Genomic DNA, 19,215 nt, shown 5'->3' with positions numbered 1-19,215 from the left:
ATCAACACAGCGAGGACGCGGCGACGGCGGGAGCCGGATCCCCACGCCCCCGAGCCGCGACGCGTCAGCGTCGCCAAACAATGGGTATGGTTTTGAGCCGTGACAGCGCGTATCGAGCGAGTGGTGACCGAAGGCGTCGTCGACATCGACGGCGTCGAATACAAGGTCGAGAACAACACCTGGATCGTGGGTGACGATGAGGAGGTCATCGTCATCGACGCCGCGCGCGACGCGGAGGGGATCCTGGAGAAGGTCGGCGAGCGCGAGGTGCTCGCGGTGATCTGCACCCACGGCCTGCCCGACCACGTCGGCGCGGCCATCGAGGTGGCGGCCCGGGACGAGGCCGTGGTGGCCATGCACCCCAAGGACAAGCCGCATTGGCGCCGTACCTGGCCCGACACCTGGCCGGACATCGAGCTGGAGGACGAGGGCGTGTTCGCCGTCGCCGACGTCGAGCTCGAGGTCATGTCCACGCCCGGCGTCACCCACGGCGGCATCTCGCTCTACTGCGAGGAGCTGGACGCGGTCTTCACCGGCAAGACGCTGCTGGCCGACGGGCCCGGCAAGCTCGGCGGAGAGTACCCCGCGCTGGCCGACCAGCTCACCGCGATCGCCGGCCGGCTGTTCACCCTGCGCCACAACACCCGTGTGCTGCCCGCGCACGGGGAGGAGGCGGTCATCGGCGACCTGGAGCCGAAGCTGGACTCCTGGCTCTCCGGCTCGCTGACCGGTGGCGGCACGGACACCGAGGAGGAGGGCCCGCTGTCCGACGGGACGCGCGCGGCCGGCATCCGGCTGAACCTCGACGGCGACTAGCCCTCATGGACCAGCTCCCCCTGGAGGGCATGCCGCGCAGGCTGTACTCCTGTACGCCGTCGCGGCTGAACACCTGGCTGGACTGTCCCCGGCGTTACCGGTTCACCTACCTGGACCGCCCGGCCCCGCAGCGGGGACCGCGGTGGGCGCACAACAGCGTGGGCATCAGCGTGCACAACGCCCTGGCCGGTTGGTGGCGGGAGCCGTACGACCGCAGGACTCCGGCCACGGCCGGGATCCTGCTGTCCAACGGGTGGATCGGCGACGGGTTCAAGGACGCCGAGCAGTCGGCCGCCTGGCGTGACCGGGCGCGGGAGATGGTCGTCGGCTACGCGGCGACCCTCGACCCCTCCGAGGAGCCGGTCGGCGTCGAGCGGACCGTGGCCACCAGGACGTCCGTCCTGGCCCTGTCGGGCCGCGTCGACCGGCTCGACCAGCGGGGCGAGGAGCTGGTCGTGGTCGACTACAAGACCGGACGCCGTCCCATGACGGCCGACGACGCCCGGTCCTCGCTCGCGCTGGCGGTCTACGCGGTCGCCTCCTCCAGCATGCTGCGCCGCCCGTGCCACCGGGTCGAGCTCCACCACCTGCCGACCGGCTCGGTCGTCGAGTGGGAGCACACCGACGAGTCCCTGGGACGCCATCTGTCCCGCGCCGAGGAGATCGGCATCGAGGCCTCCGAGGCCGACGAGCGCTACCAGGCCTGGGCGGGCACGGGAAAGAGCTCCCGCGGCCCGGGTTCGCGTACGGCGGGCTCTCGCGGCTCGGGCTCACGCGCGGCGCGCACTCCGGCCGAGGGCCCCCGGGGGCCGGGCTCGCACCCGGCGGACGCCGAACGGGTGCCGCCGGCCGTACCCCCGGAGATAGACGCCCTCTTCCCGCCCCGTACGGGCCCCCTGTGCTCCTGGTGCGACTTCCGCGCCCACTGCCCCGACGGCCGGGCCGCGGCCCCCGACAAGGCCCCCTGGGACGGCTTAGCCGTTTGATCTCGTGTTCATGGCTGTGCTGCGCACGGCGGCTCAGGCGGCCCGGGAGGCTCCGCCGGGCCAGCGGCGGGGGTCGGTCAGGCCCTTGAGCCCGCGGCTCACGTCGTAGCCCGCCGCGCCCAGCCGTCGCCGGGAGGCGGCGAGCATCTCGCGGGTGTGCGGCGTGAACGCGCGGTCGTGGACGGGCTCGGGGAGGGCGTTCATGCCCAGCCTGAAGGCACGCAACGCCGCCGTCACCGTGGCGCGCGGCACCTCGGGCAGGGCGCCGTACATCTGCCTGGCCCAGTCCGGCAGCGAGTAGTAGCACAGCGCGCCGAACGGGAAGTAGGCCGGCTTGCCGGGGTTGAGCATCCGCAGCTCGGCGGGCAGGCGCGGCCACAGCAGGAAGCGCACGGTGGACGCGGCCTCGGGGGTGACCTCCAGCCGCGACCGGATCCCCGCGAAGTAGTCGTCCATCTCCGCCAGCGACCCGGGCACGTCCTCGGCGTGCAGACCCACGTAGGTCGCGCTGCGGCGCTGCTCGCCGAGATAGCGGTCGGCCTGGCGGCGGCTCAGCCCGAGACCCGCGCGCCGCGCCACCGCCAGGTAGGACGAGACCTCCGCGCAGTGCACCCACAGCAGCAGCTCCGGGTCGTCCACGCGGTGGATCCTGCCGGTGTCCGGGTCGTCGATGCGCAGGCTCCGGTGGATGCCCCTGACCCGCCGGCCGATCTCCTCGGCCTCCTGCGGGCTGCCGAAGGTGACGCGGCCCACGAAGTCCGCGGTACGGCGCAGCCGCCCGAACGGGTCCTCCTGGAAAGTGGAGTTCTGCCAGACCCCGCGCATCGCCAGAGGGTGCAGCGCCTGGAGCATGAGGCCCCGGACGCCGCCGATCCACATGGAGCGGTCGATGTGCACCAGCCAGGTCGCGGTGTGCGGAGGCTGGACGACGATGTCTTCGATGCTCGCCATAGTAAGTAGATGATTACATGACATTGGACGAGCTGTCCAAGAAGGGTGGTCCGTACGGCCCGGCTCAGCTCAGCAGCCGGGCCTCGGCGGCGTTCCAGAACCGGGTGAGGGCCGCGGCGGTGGTCTCCGGGGCCTCCACGGCCGGGGAGTGGACCGCGCCCGGGACGACCACGCACTCGGCGTTCAGCCGGTGGGCCATGTCGGACTGCATCGCCGGCGGCCAGCCGTCGTCGTGCTCGCCGTACAGCACCAGGACGCCCACCCCGACCTGGATGAGTTCGTCGCAGCGGTCGGGCGCGGAGAGCACCTCCCGGGTCATCGTGGCCATGCCGACCGGGGAGTTGGAGAACAGCCGCTTGCGCAGGAACGTCATGATCTCGTCGGGCACCCCGGCGGCCAGCGCCTCCGGCTCCATGCGGTTGTGCCAGAGGTACTCCAGGCCGCGCTCGGGGATCTCGGAGAGCATGACCCGGCCCGCGCGCTCGCGAGGGCCGACGATCGGGCCCGGGCCCGAGCTCATCAGCGTGTAGGAGGCGAACTTGGTACGGCCGTCGATCACCGCCTCCCGGGTGACCAGCCCGCCGAAGGAGTGGCCGACCAGGTGGACGGGCTCGTCGCCGCCGATGGTGTGCGCCAGCACGTCGATGTCGTTGCCGAGCGCCGCGCAGGTGTAGGCGCCGGGGTCGTCGGGGCCGCTGGTCTCGAACTGGCCGCGCATGTCGACCGCGATGACCCGGCGACCGGCTTGGGCGAGCGTCTGCAGAACCGCGATGAAGTCTTCCTTGCTGCCGGTGAGACCGGGGACCAGGAGGGCGGGCCAGCGCTCGGGGATGCCGCTCACGGGCATCGCCTCAAGCGCGGCGAACGAGCCCACCGCCGTGTCGATCGAGGTGGCTCGAACACCAGGTGGCAGGGTCAAAAATCGCGGCGTACTCACGTGAGACCACGATACCGCCAGGACCGCGATGACTCGGTGTTACTTACAGAGTGGAAAGGGGGCATCCGCTTTCCAACGGGGCGCCGGGAGGGGCCGGTCCCCGGAACGGCGGAAGGGGCGCACCCCGCGCGGGGTGCGCCCCTTCCGCCGAGACAGACCCGGCTAGGCCTGGTTTCCGCGTCGCGGACCGCGCTGCTGGCCTCTGGGTGAGGACCGGCGGCGGCTCTGGGCCCGCTCGGAGGCCGCCGAGGGGGCGATCTCGTCGTCGTCGGTGGCCAGATCCGGTGACTGGAAGATCACCGCGAACGGGCTCGGCGGGATGATCTTCTCGGGCTGGGGCCGGGGCGCGGGGGCCTCATAGTCCGGCTCGTCGTCCCAGCCGGAGACCTCGGCCTGCACGGGCGGCGTCGTTCCGAGGGTGACCTCGGGGTTGAGACCCGCCTTGCGGGTGCGACCACGCCGGGGCGCGGACTCCTCGTTGCGCGGTGTCACGTCCGCCTCCACCGGGGGGAGTTCGATGACGGGGCTCTGGTTCTCCTCGGAGGCGACCGGCGCCGGGGTCTCCCCGGTGGTGCGGCCGCCGCGGGTGCGGCGGGCCTTCGGCTCCTCCGCGGGACGGCTCGCGGGCTCCTCGGCGAGGATGTCCCCCGCCGGCTCCTCGACGGGACGGGGCTCGGCGATCACCTGCTCCACGCCCTCGACGCTGCGTCCGCCGCGGGTACGGCGGCGCTCGCGGGGCGTGCGGGCGGGACGCTCGCGACGCTCCTCACGGTCGTCGTCGCGGCCCTTGCGGGAGCGGGAGCGGACGCGGCCGGTCTCGCCGAGGTCCTCGACCTCTTCGGCGGCCAGGCCCGCGCGGGACCGGTTGGCGCGCGGCAGCACGCCCTTGGTGCCCTCGGGGATGCCCAGGTCGCTGTAGATGTGCGGCGAGGTCGAGTAGGTCTCGACGGGCTCGGCGAACGGGAGCGAGAGCGCGTTGTTGATGACCTTCCAGCGGGTGAGGTCCTCCCACTCCACGAAGGTCACCGCTACGCCGGTCCGCCCCGCCCGGCCGGTGCGGCCGATCCGGTGCACGTAGGACTTCTCGTCCTGCGGGCAGTCGTAGTTGACGACGTGGGTGACGTCGTCGACGTCGATGCCGCGCGCCGCGACGTCGGTCGCGACGAGCACGTCGATCTTGCCGTTGCGGAAGGCCCGCAGGGCCTGCTCGCGCTGGCCCTGGCCGAGGTCGCCGTGGACGGCCGCGGCCGCGAAGCCGCGCTCCTTGAGCTGCTCGACGACCATGTCGCAGGCGCGCTTGGTCTCGCAGAAGACCATCGTGAGCCCGCGGCCCTCGCACTGGAGGAGGCGGCCCATGATCTCGATCTTGTCCATCCGGTGCGTGCGCCAGACGAACTGGGCGGTCTGCGGGGTCGCCTCGGCCTCGGCGTCGTTGTTCTCGGCCCGCACGTGGGTGGGGCGGTTGAGGTAACGCCGGGACAGGGCGACGATCTCACCCGGCAGCGTCGCGGAGAACAGCATGGTCTGCCGCTCGGCCGGGACGAGCTTGATGATGCGCTCGATGTCGGGCAGGAAGCCCAGGTCGAGCATGCGGTCGGCCTCGTCCAGGACCAGCATGGCGATCTGGCTGAGGTCGAGGTGCTTCTGCTTGACCAGGTCGAGCAGGCGGCCGGGGGTGCCGACGATCACGTCGACGCCCTGCTTGAGCGCCTCGATCTGGGGCTCGTAGGCGCGCCCGCCGTACACCGTGAGGATGCGGGAGCCGAGCTTGCCGGCGGCGGTCACCAGGTCTTCGGTGACCTGGAGGGCCAGCTCGCGGGTCGGCACGACGACCAGCCCGCGCGGCTTCTTGCGGTTCTTCCTGGGCTTGCCGACACGCTGGAGCATCGCCACGCCGAAGGCGTAGGTCTTGCCGGTGCCGGTGCGAGCCTGACCGATGATGTCCTGGCCGCTGAGGGCCAGGGGGAGTGCCATTTCCTGGATGGGGAACGGCGTGATGATGCCCTCTGTCTCGAGGGCATCGGCGATCTCCGGGGTGACTCCGAGGTCTCGGAACGTCGTCAGCTTGGCCTGCCTAATCTCCGTTGAAGGCAGTCCTGCCGGGACCGCGGGCGAAAAAGTCTCCCCGTGCCGGGTCCTCGCGGAAGGGCCAGCCCTCTCATGTCATCAGCGACCGCTGCGGCGTCACGCCGACTTTTGGGGGCGTCCGGGAGGAGAACCCCCGGATTAACACAGTGCGGTCGCACTTTCACACAGTAGTGTACCCGATACCACAACGGAGAACTGATTGCTCGGCATTCCCTCTGAATCGTCGAGTGCCTCCGTCTTTCAACCGCAGGTCTCCGGGCCACCGCGCCGCTCCGCCTCCCGGAGGCCCGACGCACGGTGATTATCCGCCCGCCGCGTGGCGACGCCGGGCGTCCCGGCTCGTAGGCTGCGCTCATGAGTGATTCCTCTCCCGGTGTCGCCGACCTGCTCGGTGTCCTCGCCTACGCCGAGCTGACCGCGTTCCTGCGCCTCGCCGAGGACGCCGCGTGCCACGCTCCGACGCTCGCCGACCGGGCCGCGCTCGGCGAGCTCGCGGCGGCCGAGTACGCGCACTTCCGTCTGCTCCGCGAGCGTCTCGCCTCGCTCGGGGTGGACCCGGAGGAGGCGATGGAGCCGTTCGTCGGGCCGCTGGACGGCTGGCACGGGCAGACCGCGCCGGCCGACTGGCTGGAGGCCCTGGTCAAGGCGTACGTCGGTACGGGGATCGCCTTCGACTTCTACCGTGAGGCGGCGGCCCACCTGGACGACGAGACGCGCCGGCTGGTCGAGGAGGTCCTGGCCGACGAGGGGCGCTCGCAGTTCGCGGTGGAGCGGGTCGGCGCGGCGATCAAGGAGGACCCCCGGCAGGCCGGACGGCTGGCCCTGTGGGCCAGGCGGATGGTCGGGGAGGCGCTGAGCCAGGCGCAGCAGGTGGCCGCGGCCCGCCCGGAGCTGGCGGCGCTGCTGGTGAGCGGTGAGGACATCGCCCGGATGTTCACCCGGCTGACGGAGGCCCACAACAGGCGGATGGACGCCCTGGGCCTGACCCCGGGTCCCTGACTCCGGCGAGTCCTCAAGGGGCGTCCGGCGGCTTCGATGTCCGATGCGGACAGGCTCTGTCTTCTGATCGGGCGGCGTGAGGGGTGCGAACGGCGGTAGCGTGCCAAGCATGAGGGCCTCGCGCCGCTACGGCAGTTCCTTGACGAGATGTGGGCCGAATCGCTGGGTTTCGCGCGCAGTGCTGCGCAGGGGGAGCGCGGACTGCCCGGCCACCGATCCGGGACGGGACGACGTCCAGCGCACCCGGCGCCCGCGTGGCTGCGGGTTCGGCGGGCGTGGAGAGTGCCGGGGCGACTGATCCCACCGGGCCGTCCGGACGGCTCTCGGCCGGGTCGTGTCACCGGCCTCCCGTCAGGCTGCCCGCGGCCCCGCCGGCCGGGGCCGTCGCCCCTGCCGGAAGCCTCCGATCCTCCGGAGACCTCCGGCGAGGGCACGCCTTGCGCCGCGGCCCCGCAGTTCCGGAGGGTTCCTAGAGGGTGCCGCCGAAGCCGACCGGCCGGGCCTCCTCCTCGCCGATCTCGATGAACCCCAGGGAGGAGATCGGAACGAGGACCTTGCGCCCCTTGACGTCGGTCAGGGTGAAGATGCCGCGGTCGGTGGAGAGGGACTTGCCCAGCTCCTCCTCCACCTGCTCGGCCGTGAGCTCGGTCTCCACCACGAGCTCACGGTGCACGGAACGTACGCCGATCTTGACTTCCATCATGTTCCCTTTCGACGACGGCTCCGTCCCATCGTCACCCCATCCCCGCCACGACGCGCCGGTTGATCGCGTCAAGCGAACACTGCGCAGCTGTGAGGGGGAGCCGGATCAAGCCGCCTCCGAACCAGCGGCGCGCAGCGTCGCGATCAGCTCGTACGGGGGAAGCCGGAGATGCCTCGCCAGGCGAGGCGGGCCATGAGCTGGGTGGCGGCGTCCTTGGGGATGGAGCCGGTGCTGCTGATCCAGTAGCGGGCGCTGACCTCGGCCATGCCGACCAGGCCGACGCCGAGGAGGCGGGCCTCGTCGCTGGAGCAGCCGGTGTCCTCCTGGATGACCTGGCTGATCATCTCGGCGCTCTCGCGGAGGTTGCGCTCGATGCGCTGGCGGACCTGGGCGACGTTGCGCAGGTCGGACTCGAAGACGAGGCGGAAGGCCTCGCCCTGGCCCGAGACGAAGTCGAAGAAGGCTCCGATGGCGGCCTGGACGCGCTGCTTGTTGTCCGTCGTGGAGGCGAGGGCGTCGCGGCAGCGAGTGATCATGTCGTCAACGTGCAGGTCGAGCAGAGCCAGATAGAGCTCCTGCTTACCGGGGAAGTGCTGGTACAGAACCGGCTTGCTGACCCCGGCCCGCTCGGCGATCTCGTCCATCGCGGCCGCGTGGTAGCCGTTCTCCACGAACACTTCCTGCGCCGCGTTGAGCAGCTGGCGGCGGCGGGCCATCCGGGGCAGCCGGGTGCCCCGGGGCTTGGCGTCCGGGGTAGCGGTCACGGCGGTCTCCTTGCGGGATGCTCCTATGAGTGTCCGGCGGCGGAGGCGGCCTCACCAAGCGCCGCCCAGGCGGAGCCTGCTGTGCGTGCTCCTGCTGTCGGGCACTCCATGTCTCGGGTCATCCTACGCGCGGGTAACCAGGTCAGCGATAGTCGTCCTCGTCAATGCCCACTTCGCGGGTCTGGTCGGCGGCGTCGGCCGGGTCGGCGTCGAACGGGATCCGGTCGGGCCAGGCGGAGCGTTCCTCCTGCATCGAGCGGTGCTGCTCGGCCGCGTCGGCCTCGGGGGTCTCGACGTCGATCTCCGTCCCGATCTCACCGGACAGGGCGTCGTCGATCTCCTCCAGGGTGGTCTCGTTCACATCCATCTCCGACATCGGCCTGTCCTTCCGTCCTCTTCGGCAATGGGCGTGATCCAGCGTACGTCCCTGGTCCCCACCCGTTCGACAAGGCAGGGGCATCGGTTTCCCCGTGGCGGGTATGTGCCCCGCCGGTAAGTGTTTCCATCCATTTGGCGATATTTCCGAACACATGCGCGAAAATCAGTAGGAAGCTCTGGAGCAGGTCGAGGTAGGGAGACGTCATGCGAAGCATCTGGAACGGCGTGGTGTCGTTCGGGCTCGTCACGATCCCGATCAGGCTCTACACCGCGACCGAACAGCGCAACGTCGCCTTCCACCAGGTCCACCGGGAGGACGGCGGCCGGGTGCGCTTCCGCCGGGTCTGCGAGGTCTGCGGTGAGGAGGTGCCCTTCGCGCATGTGGCCAAGGGGTACGAGCTGCCGACCGGGGAGATGGTGGTGCTCGGCCAGGACGACTTCGACGACCTCCCGCTGACGACCGCCCACCGGATCGAGGTGCTGCAGTTCAGCCCCGCCGACCAGATCGATCCGATCCTGTTCAACAAGTCCTACTTCCTGGAGCCGGGCGACGAGGGCGTCAAGCCGTACGTGCTGCTGCGCGACGCGCTCCAGCGGTCGGGACGGGTGGCGATCGCGAAGGTGGCGCTGCGGCAGCGCGAGTCGCTGGCGGCGCTGCGGGTCAGGGAGGGCCTGCTCGTCCTGGAGACCATGCTCTGGCCCGACGAGGTCCGCGAGGCCGAGTTCGGCTTCCTGGAGGAGGGCGTGGAGATCCGGGCGCAGGAGTCGAAGATGGCCGCGTCGCTGATCGAGACCATGAGCGAGGACTTCGACCCGGCCGCCCACCACGACGCCTACCGCGAGGCGCTGCAGGAGGTCATCCAGGCGAAGGTGGACGGTCACGAGGTCGTCCGCCCGCAGGCGCCGGTGACGGAGGGCGGTCCCTCGGCGGACCTGATGGCCGTACTGCGGGCCAGCGTGGACGCCGCGAAGCGGGACCGCGGAACGACCGAGCGCAAACCCCGCAAGACCCGCCGCTCCGCCTGAACCCGGGAGAGCCGGAGACCCGCGATGGGGCAAGGGACATCTGAACCGCCCAACGACCTCTCCTGCCGTCACGGCCCCCGCGAGGGGGCGCCGGTGAACCGACGGAGGAGCGCCCGGAGCGAGGAACGAGCGAGGACGCGACGACAGCGGGAGCCGGATCAAGGAGCCCCGCCGGATCAAGGAGCCCCCGAGCCTGCGACGCGTAGCGTCGCCGTAAACAGAGCCCGTGCCGTGGGCCCTTGCGGGCGCCACGGCACGGGATATGGCAGGTTCGACAGTCACCGATCAGTACCGGAACTTCTGTCCCTTGTTCAGGTAGTACTTGTGAGAGAAGCCCTGCAGGCCGGAGTTGCCGACCACCGCACGCCAGTTCTCCGTGGCGCGCCTGCACTTGCCGACAGTGGTCTGGCCGGGCAGGAGAACGTCGATGACCCTGTAACGCTTGCCGTTGGCCTTGATGCCAGGGCCTCGGCGAACGTTGAGGTAGCTGCCGGCGGAGACGTTACGCACCTTGTAGAAGCAGGCGGTCTCCGCACTGGCCGGAGTCGCGGTGATGGCGCTGACGACGATCAGACCGCCACCCGCGATGGTCGCTGCCGCGAGAGTACTCGCGAGGCGCTGGAACTTCATTTTCGGTCACTTCCTTGCAGTCGTTTCGGACTAACTCGTCGCCTTGCAACGGACAATTGCCTCATATGTCGCAAATAGCCGTTTATCGCAAGGGGAAAGTTGTCGGACGCGTCTTTTCAAGGCCCGTGTACATGCGGACAAACGCGACACATCGGGGCCCTCCTCGTGAGCGCCGCGTCATCGCCGTCCGAGAGTCGATCCGGCTGTCAGGACAGCCGCGAGAGCTTCTTGAGGTAGTGCTTGTGCGAGAAGCCCTGGACTCCGTTGACGCCGTTGACGGCTCGCCAGTTCGGCCGCTGCAGTGCGCACCTGCCGATCGTGATCTGGCCGGGGCGCAGGACGTCGATGACGTCGGCGACCCTGCTGGGCTGGGCGCGGACGGCGAGCTGGTTGCCCGCCGGGACGTTGCGTACCCGGTAGGCGCAGACTGCGGCCTCGGCCGCGGTTGCGGTGACGGCGCTGAAGACGACCATGCCGCCGCCGGCGACGGTGGTGGCAATCAGAGCGCCAGCGAGTCGTTTAAAGATCATTAGTCACTCCTTCTCTATCGATGCGGTGACTACGGCCTTGATGTCCGGATTCGTGAACCGAAAACGGGCACAGAGCGTCATATACCAAACACATAGAGTTAAGATGCGTGCCCTTTTGTTATTTTCGGACAAAAGGGACATACCGCAGGGCGAATCGGCTCCGCGGTACGAAGGTGACAGGAGTGAGAGGAGGGACGGCCCGGCGGGCCGCCCCTCCGGGGCCGTTCCGGGGCCGTTCCGAGGCCGACCCGCAGGCCTCTACGGCCGGCTCACAGACCGAACTGCTTGGTCGTGCCGAGCCTCTTCAGGTTGCGCTGCCGGGTGTAGCCCTTCTTGAGCTTGCGGGTGCCCACGACCTTGTGCCAGTTCTTCTCCTTGCCGTACTTGCGGCAGCTGCCCAGGGTCCGGTCCCCCCGGCGGATCCGGTCCGTCGTCTCGGCCTTCTTGGCGGGATCGGCCTTCACCGCGGCGGTGCGCTTGACCAGATAGACGCAGTTGAGGTCCGCGGCCCGGGCGGGGCTCGCCAGGGCGACACCCGCCACCACCGTGCCGACGGCGGCGAGGGCGGCGGTGAGGAGTGCGACGAGAAGGCGCTTGAGTCGCATGACGGAACTCCTTCGAGAGGTACCTACGAGAGGTAAGAGCCTGTTCCGTCCTGGATGTCACCATTCGACGCTCAATGTGGGGCGACGCTCGGTCTGTATGCCGAACGCATAGGTTCTTCGGGTTCACTCTTGTGGAATAAGGACGGAGCAGTGAGTGAACCGTGGGAGGACACGTGGGGAACAACCCGATTCCGTGCTGGCCGGGGACCCTGGTCGACCTGGGAGGGCAGCGCGTCCACGTGCGCTCGACCCCGTCAGGTCCCGCCGAGACGGCGGTCTACGTGCACGGTCTCGCGGGGTCGGCGACCAACTGGACCGACCTGATGGGCGAGCTGTCCGACGTGGTGACCGGCCACGCGATCGACCTTCCGGGCGCCGGATACTCGCCGGAGCCGCCGGACGGCGACTACTCCATCGTCGCGTACGCCGGGGCCGTCGCCCGGCTCGTCGAGAGGGTGGCCGACCGGCCCGTCCACCTGTTCGGCAACTCCCTGGGCGGCGCGGTCGCGGTCCGGGTGGCCGCCACCAGGCCCGAGCTGGTCCGCTCGCTCACGCTCGTCTCCCCGGCGCTGCCCGACCTGCTGCCGAGGTACGGCCCCGCCCGGGTGGCCCTGTCGGCGTTGCCCCGCCTGGGGGAGTGGGCCTTCGAACGGCTGCGGGCCCTGCCCGCCGAGCGCAGGCTCAACGCCACCCTCGGCATGTGCTACGCCGACCTCGGCCGGGTCCACCCGGTGCGCCTGCGGGAGGCGGCCGACGAGCTGCGCCGCCGCGACGACCTGCCGTACGCCGGGACGGCGCTGGCCAGCTCGGCCCGCGCGCTCGTGTCCGAGTACTTCAGGGAGTACTTCAGCCGCGGAGCCGACAGCCTCTGGCGGCAGGCGGCCCAGGTGAAGGTGCCCACGCTGGTGATCCACGGCCGCCGCGACCGGCTCGTCAACCCGCGCTCGGCCGTCCGGGCCGGGCGGACGTTCCCGCACGTGCGGCTGGTGCTGCTGCCCGACGCCGGGCACGTGGCGCAGATGGAAGTGCCCGAAAGGGTGGCTCGTGAGGCACGCCGTCTGATATATGAGACGACTCCCATCTCGATTGGGGAATGACCGGGGCCCCCGGCTAGGTTGTGAGGGGTGCGCTAGCCGCACTCCTCAAGACCCCTGAAACGGGAGCAGAACTGTGTCGTTGCCACCGCTGGTAGAGCCGGCAGCCGAGCTGACCGTCGACGAGGTGCGCCGTTACTCGCGCCACCTGATCATTCCCGACGTGGGCATGGCCGGGCAGAAGCGCCTGAAGAACGCCAAGGTGCTCTGTGTGGGCGCCGGCGGCCTGGGCTCCCCCGCCCTGCTGTACCTCGCCGCCGCCGGCGTGGGCACCCTGGGCGTCATCGACTTCGACGTCGTCGACGAGTCCAACCTGCAGCGTCAGGTCATCCACGGCCAGTCCGACGTCGGCCGCCCCAAGGCCGAGAGCGCGGCGGCCTCGGTCAGGGAGATCAACCCGCTGATCGACGTGGTCGTGCACAACGAGGCGCTGAGCACCGACAACGTCATGGAGATCTTCTCCCGGTACGACCTGATCGTCGACGGCACCGACAACTTCGCCACCCGTTACATGGTGAACGACGCGGCCGTCCTGCTCGGCAAGCCGTACGTCTGGGGCTCGATCTACCGCTTCGACGGCCAGGCCAGCGTCTTCTGGGCCGAGCACGGCCCCTGCTACCGCTGCCTGTACCCCGAGCCCCCGCCGCCCGGCATGGTCCCCTCCTGCGCCGAGGGCGGCGTGCTCGGCGTGCTGTGCGCCTCCATCGGCTCGATCCAGGTCAACGAGGCCATCAAGCTGCTCACCGGCATCGGCGAGCCGCTGGTCGGCCGACTGATGATCTACGACGCCCTGGAGATGAACTACCGTTCGGTCAAGGTCCGCAAGGACCCCGAGTGCGTGCTCTGCGGCAAGAACCCCACGGTCACCCAGCTCCTGGACGACTACGAGGCGTTCTGCGGCGCGGTCTCCGAGGAGGCCCAGGAGGCCGCCTCCGGCTCCACGATCACCGCGGCCGAGCTCAAGTCCTGGCAGGACCAGGGCGAGAACATCTACGTGATCGACGTCCGCGAGCCGAACGAGTACGAGATCGTCTCCATCCCCGGCGCCGTGCTCATCCCCAAGGGCGAGTTCCTCAACGGCTCGGCCCTGGAGAAGCTCCCGCAGGACAAGAAGATCGTCCTGCACTGCAAGTCCGGCGCCCGGTCCGCCGAGTGCCTGGCGATCGTCAAGAACGCCGGCTTCTCCGACGCGGTCCACGTGGGCGGCGGCGTGCTGAGCTGGGTCAAGACGGTCGACCCCAGCCTGCCCACCTACTGAGGCGGGTCCGCCCCACCCCGGCCGAACGTGAACGCCCCGCGGAGCACACGCTCCGCGGGGCGTTCGGCGTTTCCCGGAGAAGTCGGGACGGGTACGGCGGCGGCGTCGTCCGGGCGAGCCGGAGGCCGGGAAGGCGTGGCGGGGCGGCGTCACTCGGGGGTGAGCCGGAGGCCGGACCGGGCGACGATGGCCTGGAGGGCGGCCACGTGGGCGAGGTAGGCCTGGCGGCCCCGGGCGGAGAGCTTGAGCCAGGTCCTGGGCCGCTTGCCGACGTATCCCTTGCGGATGTCGACGTATCCCGCGGCCTCCAGGGCGCTGGCGTGCTTGGACAGGACCGAGTCGCTCACCTCGACCTGGTCGCGGACGAACGCGAACTCGGCCTCCTCCGCGGCGGCCAGCAGGGCGACGATCTGCAGCCGCACCGGGGCGTGGATGACCGGGTCGAGACCCATCAGCGACCCCTTTCGAGCTTGTCGGCGATGCGGCGGGAGATCCATCGGGCGAGGATCGGGCCGGTGAGGCCCATGACCGCCGTCATCGCCAGGCAGGCCCAGGTCGCAGCGTAGGGGATGTCCAGTGCGGCCAGGACCAGGGCGAGCGCCACGGCGAAGATGACGAGCGCGATGACCCAGACGAAGTATCCGAGCAGGCCCCCGGCCTCGACGACGCTCTTGTGCGTGCGCATCTTGCCGCTGCGGCCGATCACGATGGAGCAGCCGGTGATGCCGGCCACCGCCAGGACGAGGCCCGCGACCCGCAGGGGCAGCGAGGTGAGGGGGTCGGCGGCGAACTGGATGAGGGTGATGGACAGGCCGATGCCGATGACGAACCACGTGGGGAACCAGGGGGTGGAGCGCACGGCGCGGGCCTGGGTGGCGCGGATGCCGGACAGGGCGCGGGCGGCCTCCTCGGGGGAGAGGTCGGCCTCGCGGGAGGTGTCGTTCACCGGTGCTCCTTCCGTTTCGCTTTCCAATAAGGAAAGTACTTTCTACTTTCCGATGCGTCAAGTACTTTCCATGCGATCGGATCGGAGTGGATCGGAGGTGGCATCCGCTCTCTCGCATTAATGTCGATGGGGTGAACGACGTGCCGGACCGGCGCCGGGTGTGGCCGGCGCTGGTGGCGGCGTCCGCGCTCACCCTGAGCTGCGCGGTCGTGGCCGCAGTCGCAGCGAGCACCGCGGGAGCAGAGCTCACCCGGGGCCCGAGCCCGGGGGAACTGCGCAGGGCGGCCGCCGAGGAGGTGGGCCGCCGCTGGCAGGTCTGGCCCGCGGGCCGGATCTTCCCCGCGCGGGTCCGCTACTCCGCCGAGCAGGGCGGCCAGGAGCAGGCTCGCCGGGTGGGCATCTCTCCCGAGACCCGGTGCGACCGGGCCGTGGACGCCAGGCTGAGGGAGCCCCTGCGGCGGGCGGGGTGCAGGGCGATCCTGCGCGCCACCTATCTGGACGCGCTCCAGGCCGTCGTCATCACCGTCGGCGTCGCCGCCTTCCCCGACGACGAGGGCGCCGCCGCGGCCAAGGCGGCGCTGCCCAAGGGCGGGCGCCCCTCGCCGGGGCTCAAGGCGCTGGCCTTCCGCGGCACGGTCACCGACCGCTTCACCGCGGCGGGGCGGCAGACCTCCTCGGCTCGCAGGAGCGGGCCGTACCTCGTCATGATCACCATCGGTCAGACGGACGGCCGCCCGGCGAAGGCCACCGGGGAGCAGCGGCCGACCATGTTCGCCTTCGCCGACGACATCGCCGCGCAGATCCTCGCCGGCGTGTCCACCCCCGTTCCGCCCGACTGCTCCTCCGAGGAGTGGCGGTGCTGAGGCGTCTGGCCGTCGTGGCGCCGGCGGCTCTTCTCGCCCTGTCCCTGACCCCGCCCGCCCACGGTGACGACGTCCGCGAAGGTCAGCGGCAGGTGCTGCAGACCCTGGGCCTCCCGCAGGCGTGGCGGATCTCCGAGGGCGAGGGCGTGACCGTCGCGGTGCTCGACTCCGGGGTGGACGCGGTGCACCGCGACCTGGTGGGCTCGGTGGCCGAGGGCCGGGACTTCACCGAGGGCGCCAACCCGCCGGGAGTGGAGCCGCTGCGGCTGCACGGCACCTACATGGCCTCGCTCATCGCCGGGCACGGACACGGTCCGGGCGGCGCGGACGGGGTGATCGGGGTCGCCCCCAGGGCCAGGATCCTGTCGGTACGGGTGATCCTGGAGGACGAGGAGGCCGGCTTCCGCGAGTTCAACGCCTCCGAGCGGTTCGAGAACGTGGTGGCCAAGGGCATCAGGTACGCCGTGGACCGCGGCGCCGACGTGATCAACATGTCGATCTCCAAGGATCTGGCGACCCGGGAGGAACGTGCGGCGGTCCGCCACGCCATCTCCAAGGGCGTGGTGCTCGTCGCGGCGGCGGGCAACGACGGGGCGGACAGGCGGGACGCCGACGGGCACGCCCCGTACTCCTATCCGGCCTCCTTCCCCGGCGTGGTCTCGGTCGCGGCGACCGACGGGGGCATGCGCCGGGCGTCGTTCTCCAACTCCAACTCCTCGGTCCTGGTGGCGGCTCCGGGGGTGGACATCCTCGGCGCGGGACCCGGCGACGAGTACTGGGTCGGCCGCGGCACCTCGCAGGCGACCGCCCTGGTCTCCGGGGTCGCCGCCCTCATAAAAGCGAAATATCCGAAAATGTCGCCCGCCCTGGTCGTGCAGGCGCTCACCGCCGGGGCGACCCGCAAGCCCGCGGGCGGATACGACACCGGTACGGGGTTCGGCATCGTCAACGCCGGCCGGGCGCTCGCCGAGGCCGCCAGGATCTCCCGGCACACCCACACCGCCCGCGAGGGCGACGCCCAGGACCCCGACCGCCCGCTGGGCGGACCGGCCGGACCGGTGCAGGTGGTCCACCGCGACCAGCGCAGGATCGCCCTCTACGGAGGGGTGGCCGTGGCTGCCGGATCCGTGGCGGCCGTCTCCCTCGTGGTGATCATGGTCATCGTCCGCCGCGTGCGCAGGGTGAGGATATAAATACACTCCGGATATGGGGTGTCGGACTCCCGGGACGTAGCATCGAAGTATGTCGCAGCCCGGGAGGTCACAGGAGCCGCGCCGGCGCCTGCAACCCTCGACGCCGCGCGCCCGCGGCTGGCCCCCCGCGGGGTCGCGCGCCGCGCGGATCGGGCCGGACGGGAACGGGGCGTCGCAGGACGAAAGTCCCCGGAGCGGATCGCCGCCGGGCGGGACGCGCAAGGGCGCGCCGACACCGGGCGCCGAGGGGGGCGCCTCGCCGGGACGCGCGTTCCGCGGGTCCTCCGCGACCGGGCTCCCCGGGGCCACGCGCAGGCGCCGCGCGTCCGCCCCGCCGGCCGGGGCCCGCAGGGCGCGGGTCCGTCCGTGGCCGGCGGCGAACCGCAGGCAGCCCGGGGCCGACCGCGCCGAGGTGATGGCGCTCGAGCAGGGCATCCGGCTGCGCACGATCTTCCTGCTGCTGATGGGGACCATCCTGGCCATCGCCACGACCGACGTGCTGTCCGGCTCCGTCGGGCTGCTGCGCGAGACCGCCGCGCGCCCGCTGACCGCCGCGGAGCAGAACCTCTACGTCCAGGAGGACATCGCCAGGCGCTGGCACACCTGGCCCACGACGCTGGTCTTCCCCGGTGAGCTGGAGTACATCGGCCTCGGCCGCACCCAGCAGTACGCCCGCCGGGTCGGCATCGCCCCCGAGATCCCCTGCCGGGCCGGGACGGACGCCGCGGTGGGGGCCATCCTGTCCGAGAACGGCTGCCGCACCCTGCTGCGGGCCACCTACGTCGACCAGACGTCCACCTTCGCGATCACCGTGGGCGTCGCCGTCATGGAGGACGCCGACAAGCGCCGGGCGGCGACCGGGCAGCTGGCGACCGACGACCGGGTCGGAGTGCGGCCGGTGGCCTTCCCCGGCACCGCGACCGAGCTGTTCGGAGCGGCCCAGCGCCAGCGCAACGCCTGGGTCGGGGTCGGTCCGTACATCGTCTTCTCCACCGCCGGATACACCGACGGCCGCACCCGCGAGGCGGTGGCCCAGGAGGAGATCCTGCACAGCGAGCTGTGGCCGGCGGCCCAGGCGGTCGCCGGTCGCATCGCCCGCGCCCTGGGCGCCGAGCCCGCCGTACCGCGCTGCACCCAGGGGAACGTGTGCTGAGCCGGCGGGGGAGACGGGGGAGGAAGGCGCCGTCGGCGGTCCCGGCCGTCCTGCTGACCGTGTTCCTGACCGCGCTCTCCGTGACCGCGGCGCCCCCGGCCGTCGCGGACGAGATCCGGGACGAGCAGCGGTGGGTGCTGGACGCGCTCAACGTCGAGGAGGCCTGGAAGGTCACCCGGGGAGCCGGGGTCACCGTGGCCGTGGTGGACGGCGAGGTCGACGGCGAGGTCGCCGAGCTGCGCGGCAGGGTCGTCCCCGGGCCCGGGATGGGGACGCAGGCCGCCGGCGACGAGCGGCTCTCCGGCATGCGCCACGCCACCGCGATGGCCTCCCTCATCGCCGGGGCGGGCAAGGGCGGCGACGACGGCCTGCTCGGGGTCGCCCCCGAGGCGCGGATCCTGTCCCTGCCGCTGAACTTCGAGGAGCGCGAGGACGTCCCCGAGGCGGACCAGCGCACGCTCCGGGGCAGCCCGGTGGCCCGGGCGATCCGCTACGCCGCCGACCACGGGGCGCAGGTGATCAGCATGTCGCTGGGCGCGTACGGCCCGCACCGCGCCGAACGCGAGGCGGTCTCCTACGCCCTGTCCAAGGGGGTGGTGCTCATCGCCGCCGTGGGCAACGAGGGCGGCGAGGAGTACTCCACGACCCACCGGACCTCCTACTGGAACTTCCCGGCCGGATACCCGGGGGTCGTCGGGGTGGGCGCGGCCGACCGGTTCGGCCAGCCCGCGGTCTTCAGCAGCGACAACCTGTCGGTCCTGGTCTCCGCGCCGGGTGTGCAGGTCCCGGTGGTGCTCCCCGGCGGGAAGTACGCGAACTCCGACGGGACGAGCGTGGCGACCGCCCTGGTGGCCGGGGTGGCCGCGCTCATCAAGGCGAAGTACCCGGACATGACGCCGCAGCAGGTGTCGCGGGCCCTGACCTCCACAGCCGGCTTCACCCCCGGCGCCGGTTACGACGAGCACGTCGGGTTCGGCGTGGTGGACGCCGGGGCGGCGCTGGCCAGGGCCGGGGAGCTGGCGGGCGTCGCGTCCCCGCCTCCGGTGGCCGACGGCCGGCACTTCGGCGGGGGCCCGCTCCCCGAGGAGCCGGCCCCGCCCGGGGCCGACCCGTTCCTCCTGTGGCTGTACGGCGCCGGCCTCGCCCTGGGCGTGCTCGCCTTCGTCGGGGCCGTGGTGGTCCTCAACCGCAAGTCCGGGGTCAGATCGGCGGCCGGGACCGGGCCGGACACGGGATTCGGCGCCGAGGGACGCGTGTGACGCGATTCGAGCGCGGTTTGGACACTGTTCGGACGC

General features: G+C 71.4%; 21 protein-coding genes. 10 read left to right on the top strand and 11 right to left on the bottom strand.

The annotated features are described in order from the left end of the window. The first annotated feature begins 99 nt into the window (after nucleotides 1–99). On the top strand, nucleotides 100–816 hold the full coding sequence (locus tag Psi01_RS10125) for an MBL fold metallo-hydrolase (protein ID WP_204063688.1): 717 nt from the start codon (nucleotides 100–102) through the stop codon (nucleotides 814–816). A gap of 5 nt (nucleotides 817–821) precedes the next feature. Next, on the top strand, nucleotides 822–1,802 hold the full coding sequence (locus tag Psi01_RS10120) for a RecB family exonuclease (RefSeq protein ID WP_204063687.1): 981 nt from the start codon (nucleotides 822–824) through the stop codon (nucleotides 1,800–1,802). A 33-nt stretch (nucleotides 1,803–1,835) separates the two neighbouring features. Here the strand turns inward: Psi01_RS10120 and Psi01_RS10115 are convergent, their stop codons facing one another. The 3 genes from Psi01_RS10115 to Psi01_RS10105 form a co-directional block, all read right to left on the bottom strand. Beyond that, the gene (locus Psi01_RS10115; RefSeq protein WP_204063686.1) at nucleotides 1,836–2,753 is read right to left on the bottom strand and encodes an oxygenase MpaB family protein; all 918 of its coding nucleotides are present in this window, start codon (nucleotides 2,751–2,753) and stop codon (nucleotides 1,836–1,838) included. Nucleotides 2,754–2,817: 64 nt separating this feature from the next. Next, the gene (locus tag Psi01_RS10110) at nucleotides 2,818–3,690 is read right to left on the bottom strand and encodes an alpha/beta fold hydrolase (RefSeq protein WP_204063685.1); all 873 of its coding nucleotides are present in this window, start codon (nucleotides 3,688–3,690) and stop codon (nucleotides 2,818–2,820) included. Between the two features lie 162 nt (nucleotides 3,691–3,852). Then, nucleotides 3,853–5,664: a DEAD/DEAH box helicase gene (locus Psi01_RS10105; protein WP_204063684.1), complete on the bottom strand. Its 1,812-nt coding sequence runs from the start codon at nucleotides 5,662–5,664 to the stop codon at nucleotides 3,853–3,855. Between the two features lie 468 nt (nucleotides 5,665–6,132). Here Psi01_RS10105 and Psi01_RS10100 point away from each other — a divergent pair, with 468 nt between their 5' ends. Next, nucleotides 6,133–6,777, top strand: coding sequence for a ferritin-like fold-containing protein (locus Psi01_RS10100; RefSeq protein WP_204063683.1), 645 nt, complete (start codon nucleotides 6,133–6,135; stop codon nucleotides 6,775–6,777). Between the two features lie 469 nt (nucleotides 6,778–7,246). Here Psi01_RS10100 and Psi01_RS10095 read toward each other — a convergent pair whose 3' ends face one another. The 3 genes from Psi01_RS10095 to Psi01_RS10085 all read right to left on the bottom strand — a co-directional run bounded on the left by Psi01_RS10095 (nucleotide 7,247) and on the right by Psi01_RS10085 (nucleotide 8,620). Continuing rightward, nucleotides 7,247–7,480, bottom strand: coding sequence for a DUF3107 domain-containing protein (locus tag Psi01_RS10095; protein WP_239127408.1), 234 nt, complete (start codon nucleotides 7,478–7,480; stop codon nucleotides 7,247–7,249). 143 nt (nucleotides 7,481–7,623) lie between these two features. Continuing rightward, on the bottom strand, nucleotides 7,624–8,244 hold the full coding sequence (locus tag Psi01_RS10090) for a TetR/AcrR family transcriptional regulator (RefSeq protein ID WP_239127407.1): 621 nt from the start codon (nucleotides 8,242–8,244) through the stop codon (nucleotides 7,624–7,626). 142 nt (nucleotides 8,245–8,386) lie between these two features. Continuing rightward, a complete protein-coding gene (locus Psi01_RS10085) occupies nucleotides 8,387–8,620 on the bottom strand; it encodes a hypothetical protein (protein WP_239127405.1) in 234 nt (77 codons plus the stop codon). A gap of 206 nt (nucleotides 8,621–8,826) precedes the next feature. Here Psi01_RS10085 and ku point away from each other — a divergent pair, with 206 nt between their 5' ends. After that, entirely contained in the window at nucleotides 8,827–9,648 is an 822-nt protein-coding gene (gene ku / locus Psi01_RS10080; RefSeq protein WP_204063682.1) for a non-homologous end joining protein Ku, read from the top strand. Between the two features lie 285 nt (nucleotides 9,649–9,933). Here the strand turns inward: ku and Psi01_RS10075 are convergent, their stop codons facing one another. From Psi01_RS10075 to Psi01_RS10065, 3 genes are all read right to left on the bottom strand, one after another. Beyond that, on the bottom strand, nucleotides 9,934–10,278 hold the full coding sequence (locus tag Psi01_RS10075) for an SH3 domain-containing protein (RefSeq protein ID WP_204063681.1): 345 nt from the start codon (nucleotides 10,276–10,278) through the stop codon (nucleotides 9,934–9,936). Between the two features lie 206 nt (nucleotides 10,279–10,484). Then, nucleotides 10,485–10,808, bottom strand: a complete 324-nt coding sequence (locus Psi01_RS10070) for a hypothetical protein (protein WP_203873371.1) — start codon at nucleotides 10,806–10,808, stop codon at nucleotides 10,485–10,487. 269 nt (nucleotides 10,809–11,077) lie between these two features. After that, nucleotides 11,078–11,413, bottom strand: a complete 336-nt coding sequence (locus Psi01_RS10065; protein WP_204063680.1) for a hypothetical protein — start codon at nucleotides 11,411–11,413, stop codon at nucleotides 11,078–11,080. 173 nt (nucleotides 11,414–11,586) lie between these two features. Here Psi01_RS10065 and Psi01_RS10060 point away from each other — a divergent pair, with 173 nt between their 5' ends. After that, nucleotides 11,587–12,510: an alpha/beta fold hydrolase gene (locus Psi01_RS10060; protein WP_204063679.1), complete on the top strand. Its 924-nt coding sequence runs from the start codon at nucleotides 11,587–11,589 to the stop codon at nucleotides 12,508–12,510. 73 nt (nucleotides 12,511–12,583) lie between these two features. Continuing rightward, the gene (moeZ, locus tag Psi01_RS10055; RefSeq protein ID WP_204063678.1) at nucleotides 12,584–13,765 is read left to right on the top strand and encodes an adenylyltransferase/sulfurtransferase MoeZ; all 1,182 of its coding nucleotides are present in this window, start codon (nucleotides 12,584–12,586) and stop codon (nucleotides 13,763–13,765) included. 149 nt (nucleotides 13,766–13,914) lie between these two features. Here the strand turns inward: moeZ and Psi01_RS10050 are convergent, their stop codons facing one another. Together Psi01_RS10050 and Psi01_RS10045 are read right to left on the bottom strand one after the other, a co-directional pair. After that, entirely contained in the window at nucleotides 13,915–14,217 is a 303-nt protein-coding gene (locus Psi01_RS10050) for a transcriptional regulator (protein ID WP_204063677.1), read from the bottom strand. Beyond that, entirely contained in the window at nucleotides 14,217–14,711 is a 495-nt protein-coding gene (locus tag Psi01_RS10045; protein ID WP_204063676.1) for a hypothetical protein, read from the bottom strand. The genes Psi01_RS10050 and Psi01_RS10045 overlap by 1 nt, the downstream gene beginning before the upstream one ends. 131 nt (nucleotides 14,712–14,842) lie before the next feature. Here Psi01_RS10045 and Psi01_RS10040 point away from each other — a divergent pair, with 131 nt between their 5' ends. The 4 genes from Psi01_RS10040 (at nucleotide 14,843) to Psi01_RS10025 (ending at nucleotide 19,179) form a co-directional block, all read left to right on the top strand. Next, the gene (locus tag Psi01_RS10040; RefSeq protein ID WP_239127403.1) at nucleotides 14,843–15,574 is read left to right on the top strand and encodes a hypothetical protein; all 732 of its coding nucleotides are present in this window, start codon (nucleotides 14,843–14,845) and stop codon (nucleotides 15,572–15,574) included. Further along, nucleotides 15,568–16,767 carry a S8 family serine peptidase gene (locus tag Psi01_RS10035; RefSeq protein WP_204063675.1) on the top strand — a complete coding sequence of 400 codons (1,200 nt, stop codon included), beginning with the start codon at nucleotides 15,568–15,570 and terminating at the stop codon, nucleotides 16,765–16,767. Before Psi01_RS10040 ends, Psi01_RS10035 begins: the two co-directional genes overlap by 7 nt. A gap of 415 nt (nucleotides 16,768–17,182) precedes the next feature. Next, nucleotides 17,183–17,920: a hypothetical protein gene (locus Psi01_RS10030; protein ID WP_204063674.1), complete on the top strand. Its 738-nt coding sequence runs from the start codon at nucleotides 17,183–17,185 to the stop codon at nucleotides 17,918–17,920. Further along, on the top strand, nucleotides 17,914–19,179 hold the full coding sequence (locus Psi01_RS10025) for a S8 family serine peptidase (RefSeq protein WP_239127401.1): 1,266 nt from the start codon (nucleotides 17,914–17,916) through the stop codon (nucleotides 19,177–19,179). The genes Psi01_RS10030 and Psi01_RS10025 overlap by 7 nt, the downstream gene beginning before the upstream one ends. Nucleotides 19,180–19,215: the final 36 nt, after the last annotated feature.

Origin of the sequence: Paraplanobispora siamensis (assembly GCF_016863175.1) — a bacterium.
GTDB lineage: Bacteria > Actinomycetota > Actinomycetes > Streptosporangiales > Streptosporangiaceae > Planobispora > Planobispora siamensis.
Note: the sequence above shows the minus strand (reverse complement) of the source record. Positions and strands in the feature narration are given on the sequence as shown.

Coding starts and splice junctions, on each gene's coding strand:
- Psi01_RS10050 (WP_204063677.1), bottom strand. CDS start 14,217: ATGGGTCTCGACCCGGTCATCCACGCCCCGGTGCGGCTGCAGATCGTC.
- Psi01_RS10100 (WP_204063683.1), top strand. CDS start 6,133: ATGAGTGATTCCTCTCCCGGTGTCGCCGACCTGCTCGGTGTCCTCGCC.
- Psi01_RS10120 (WP_204063687.1), top strand. CDS start 822: ATGGACCAGCTCCCCCTGGAGGGCATGCCGCGCAGGCTGTACTCCTGT.
- Psi01_RS10065 (WP_204063680.1), bottom strand. CDS start 11,413: ATGCGACTCAAGCGCCTTCTCGTCGCACTCCTCACCGCCGCCCTCGCC.
- ku (WP_204063682.1), top strand. CDS start 8,827: ATGCGAAGCATCTGGAACGGCGTGGTGTCGTTCGGGCTCGTCACGATC.
- Psi01_RS10105 (WP_204063684.1), bottom strand. CDS start 5,664: ATGGCACTCCCCCTGGCCCTCAGCGGCCAGGACATCATCGGTCAGGCT.
- Psi01_RS10095 (WP_239127408.1), bottom strand. CDS start 7,480: ATGATGGAAGTCAAGATCGGCGTACGTTCCGTGCACCGTGAGCTCGTG.
- Psi01_RS10075 (WP_204063681.1), bottom strand. CDS start 10,278: ATGAAGTTCCAGCGCCTCGCGAGTACTCTCGCGGCAGCGACCATCGCG.
- Psi01_RS10030 (WP_204063674.1), top strand. CDS start 17,183: ATGGCGCTCGAGCAGGGCATCCGGCTGCGCACGATCTTCCTGCTGCTG.
- Psi01_RS10085 (WP_239127405.1), bottom strand. CDS start 8,620: ATGTCGGAGATGGATGTGAACGAGACCACCCTGGAGGAGATCGACGAC.
- Psi01_RS10115 (WP_204063686.1), bottom strand. CDS start 2,753: ATGGCGAGCATCGAAGACATCGTCGTCCAGCCTCCGCACACCGCGACC.
- Psi01_RS10070 (WP_203873371.1), bottom strand. CDS start 10,808: ATGATCTTTAAACGACTCGCTGGCGCTCTGATTGCCACCACCGTCGCC.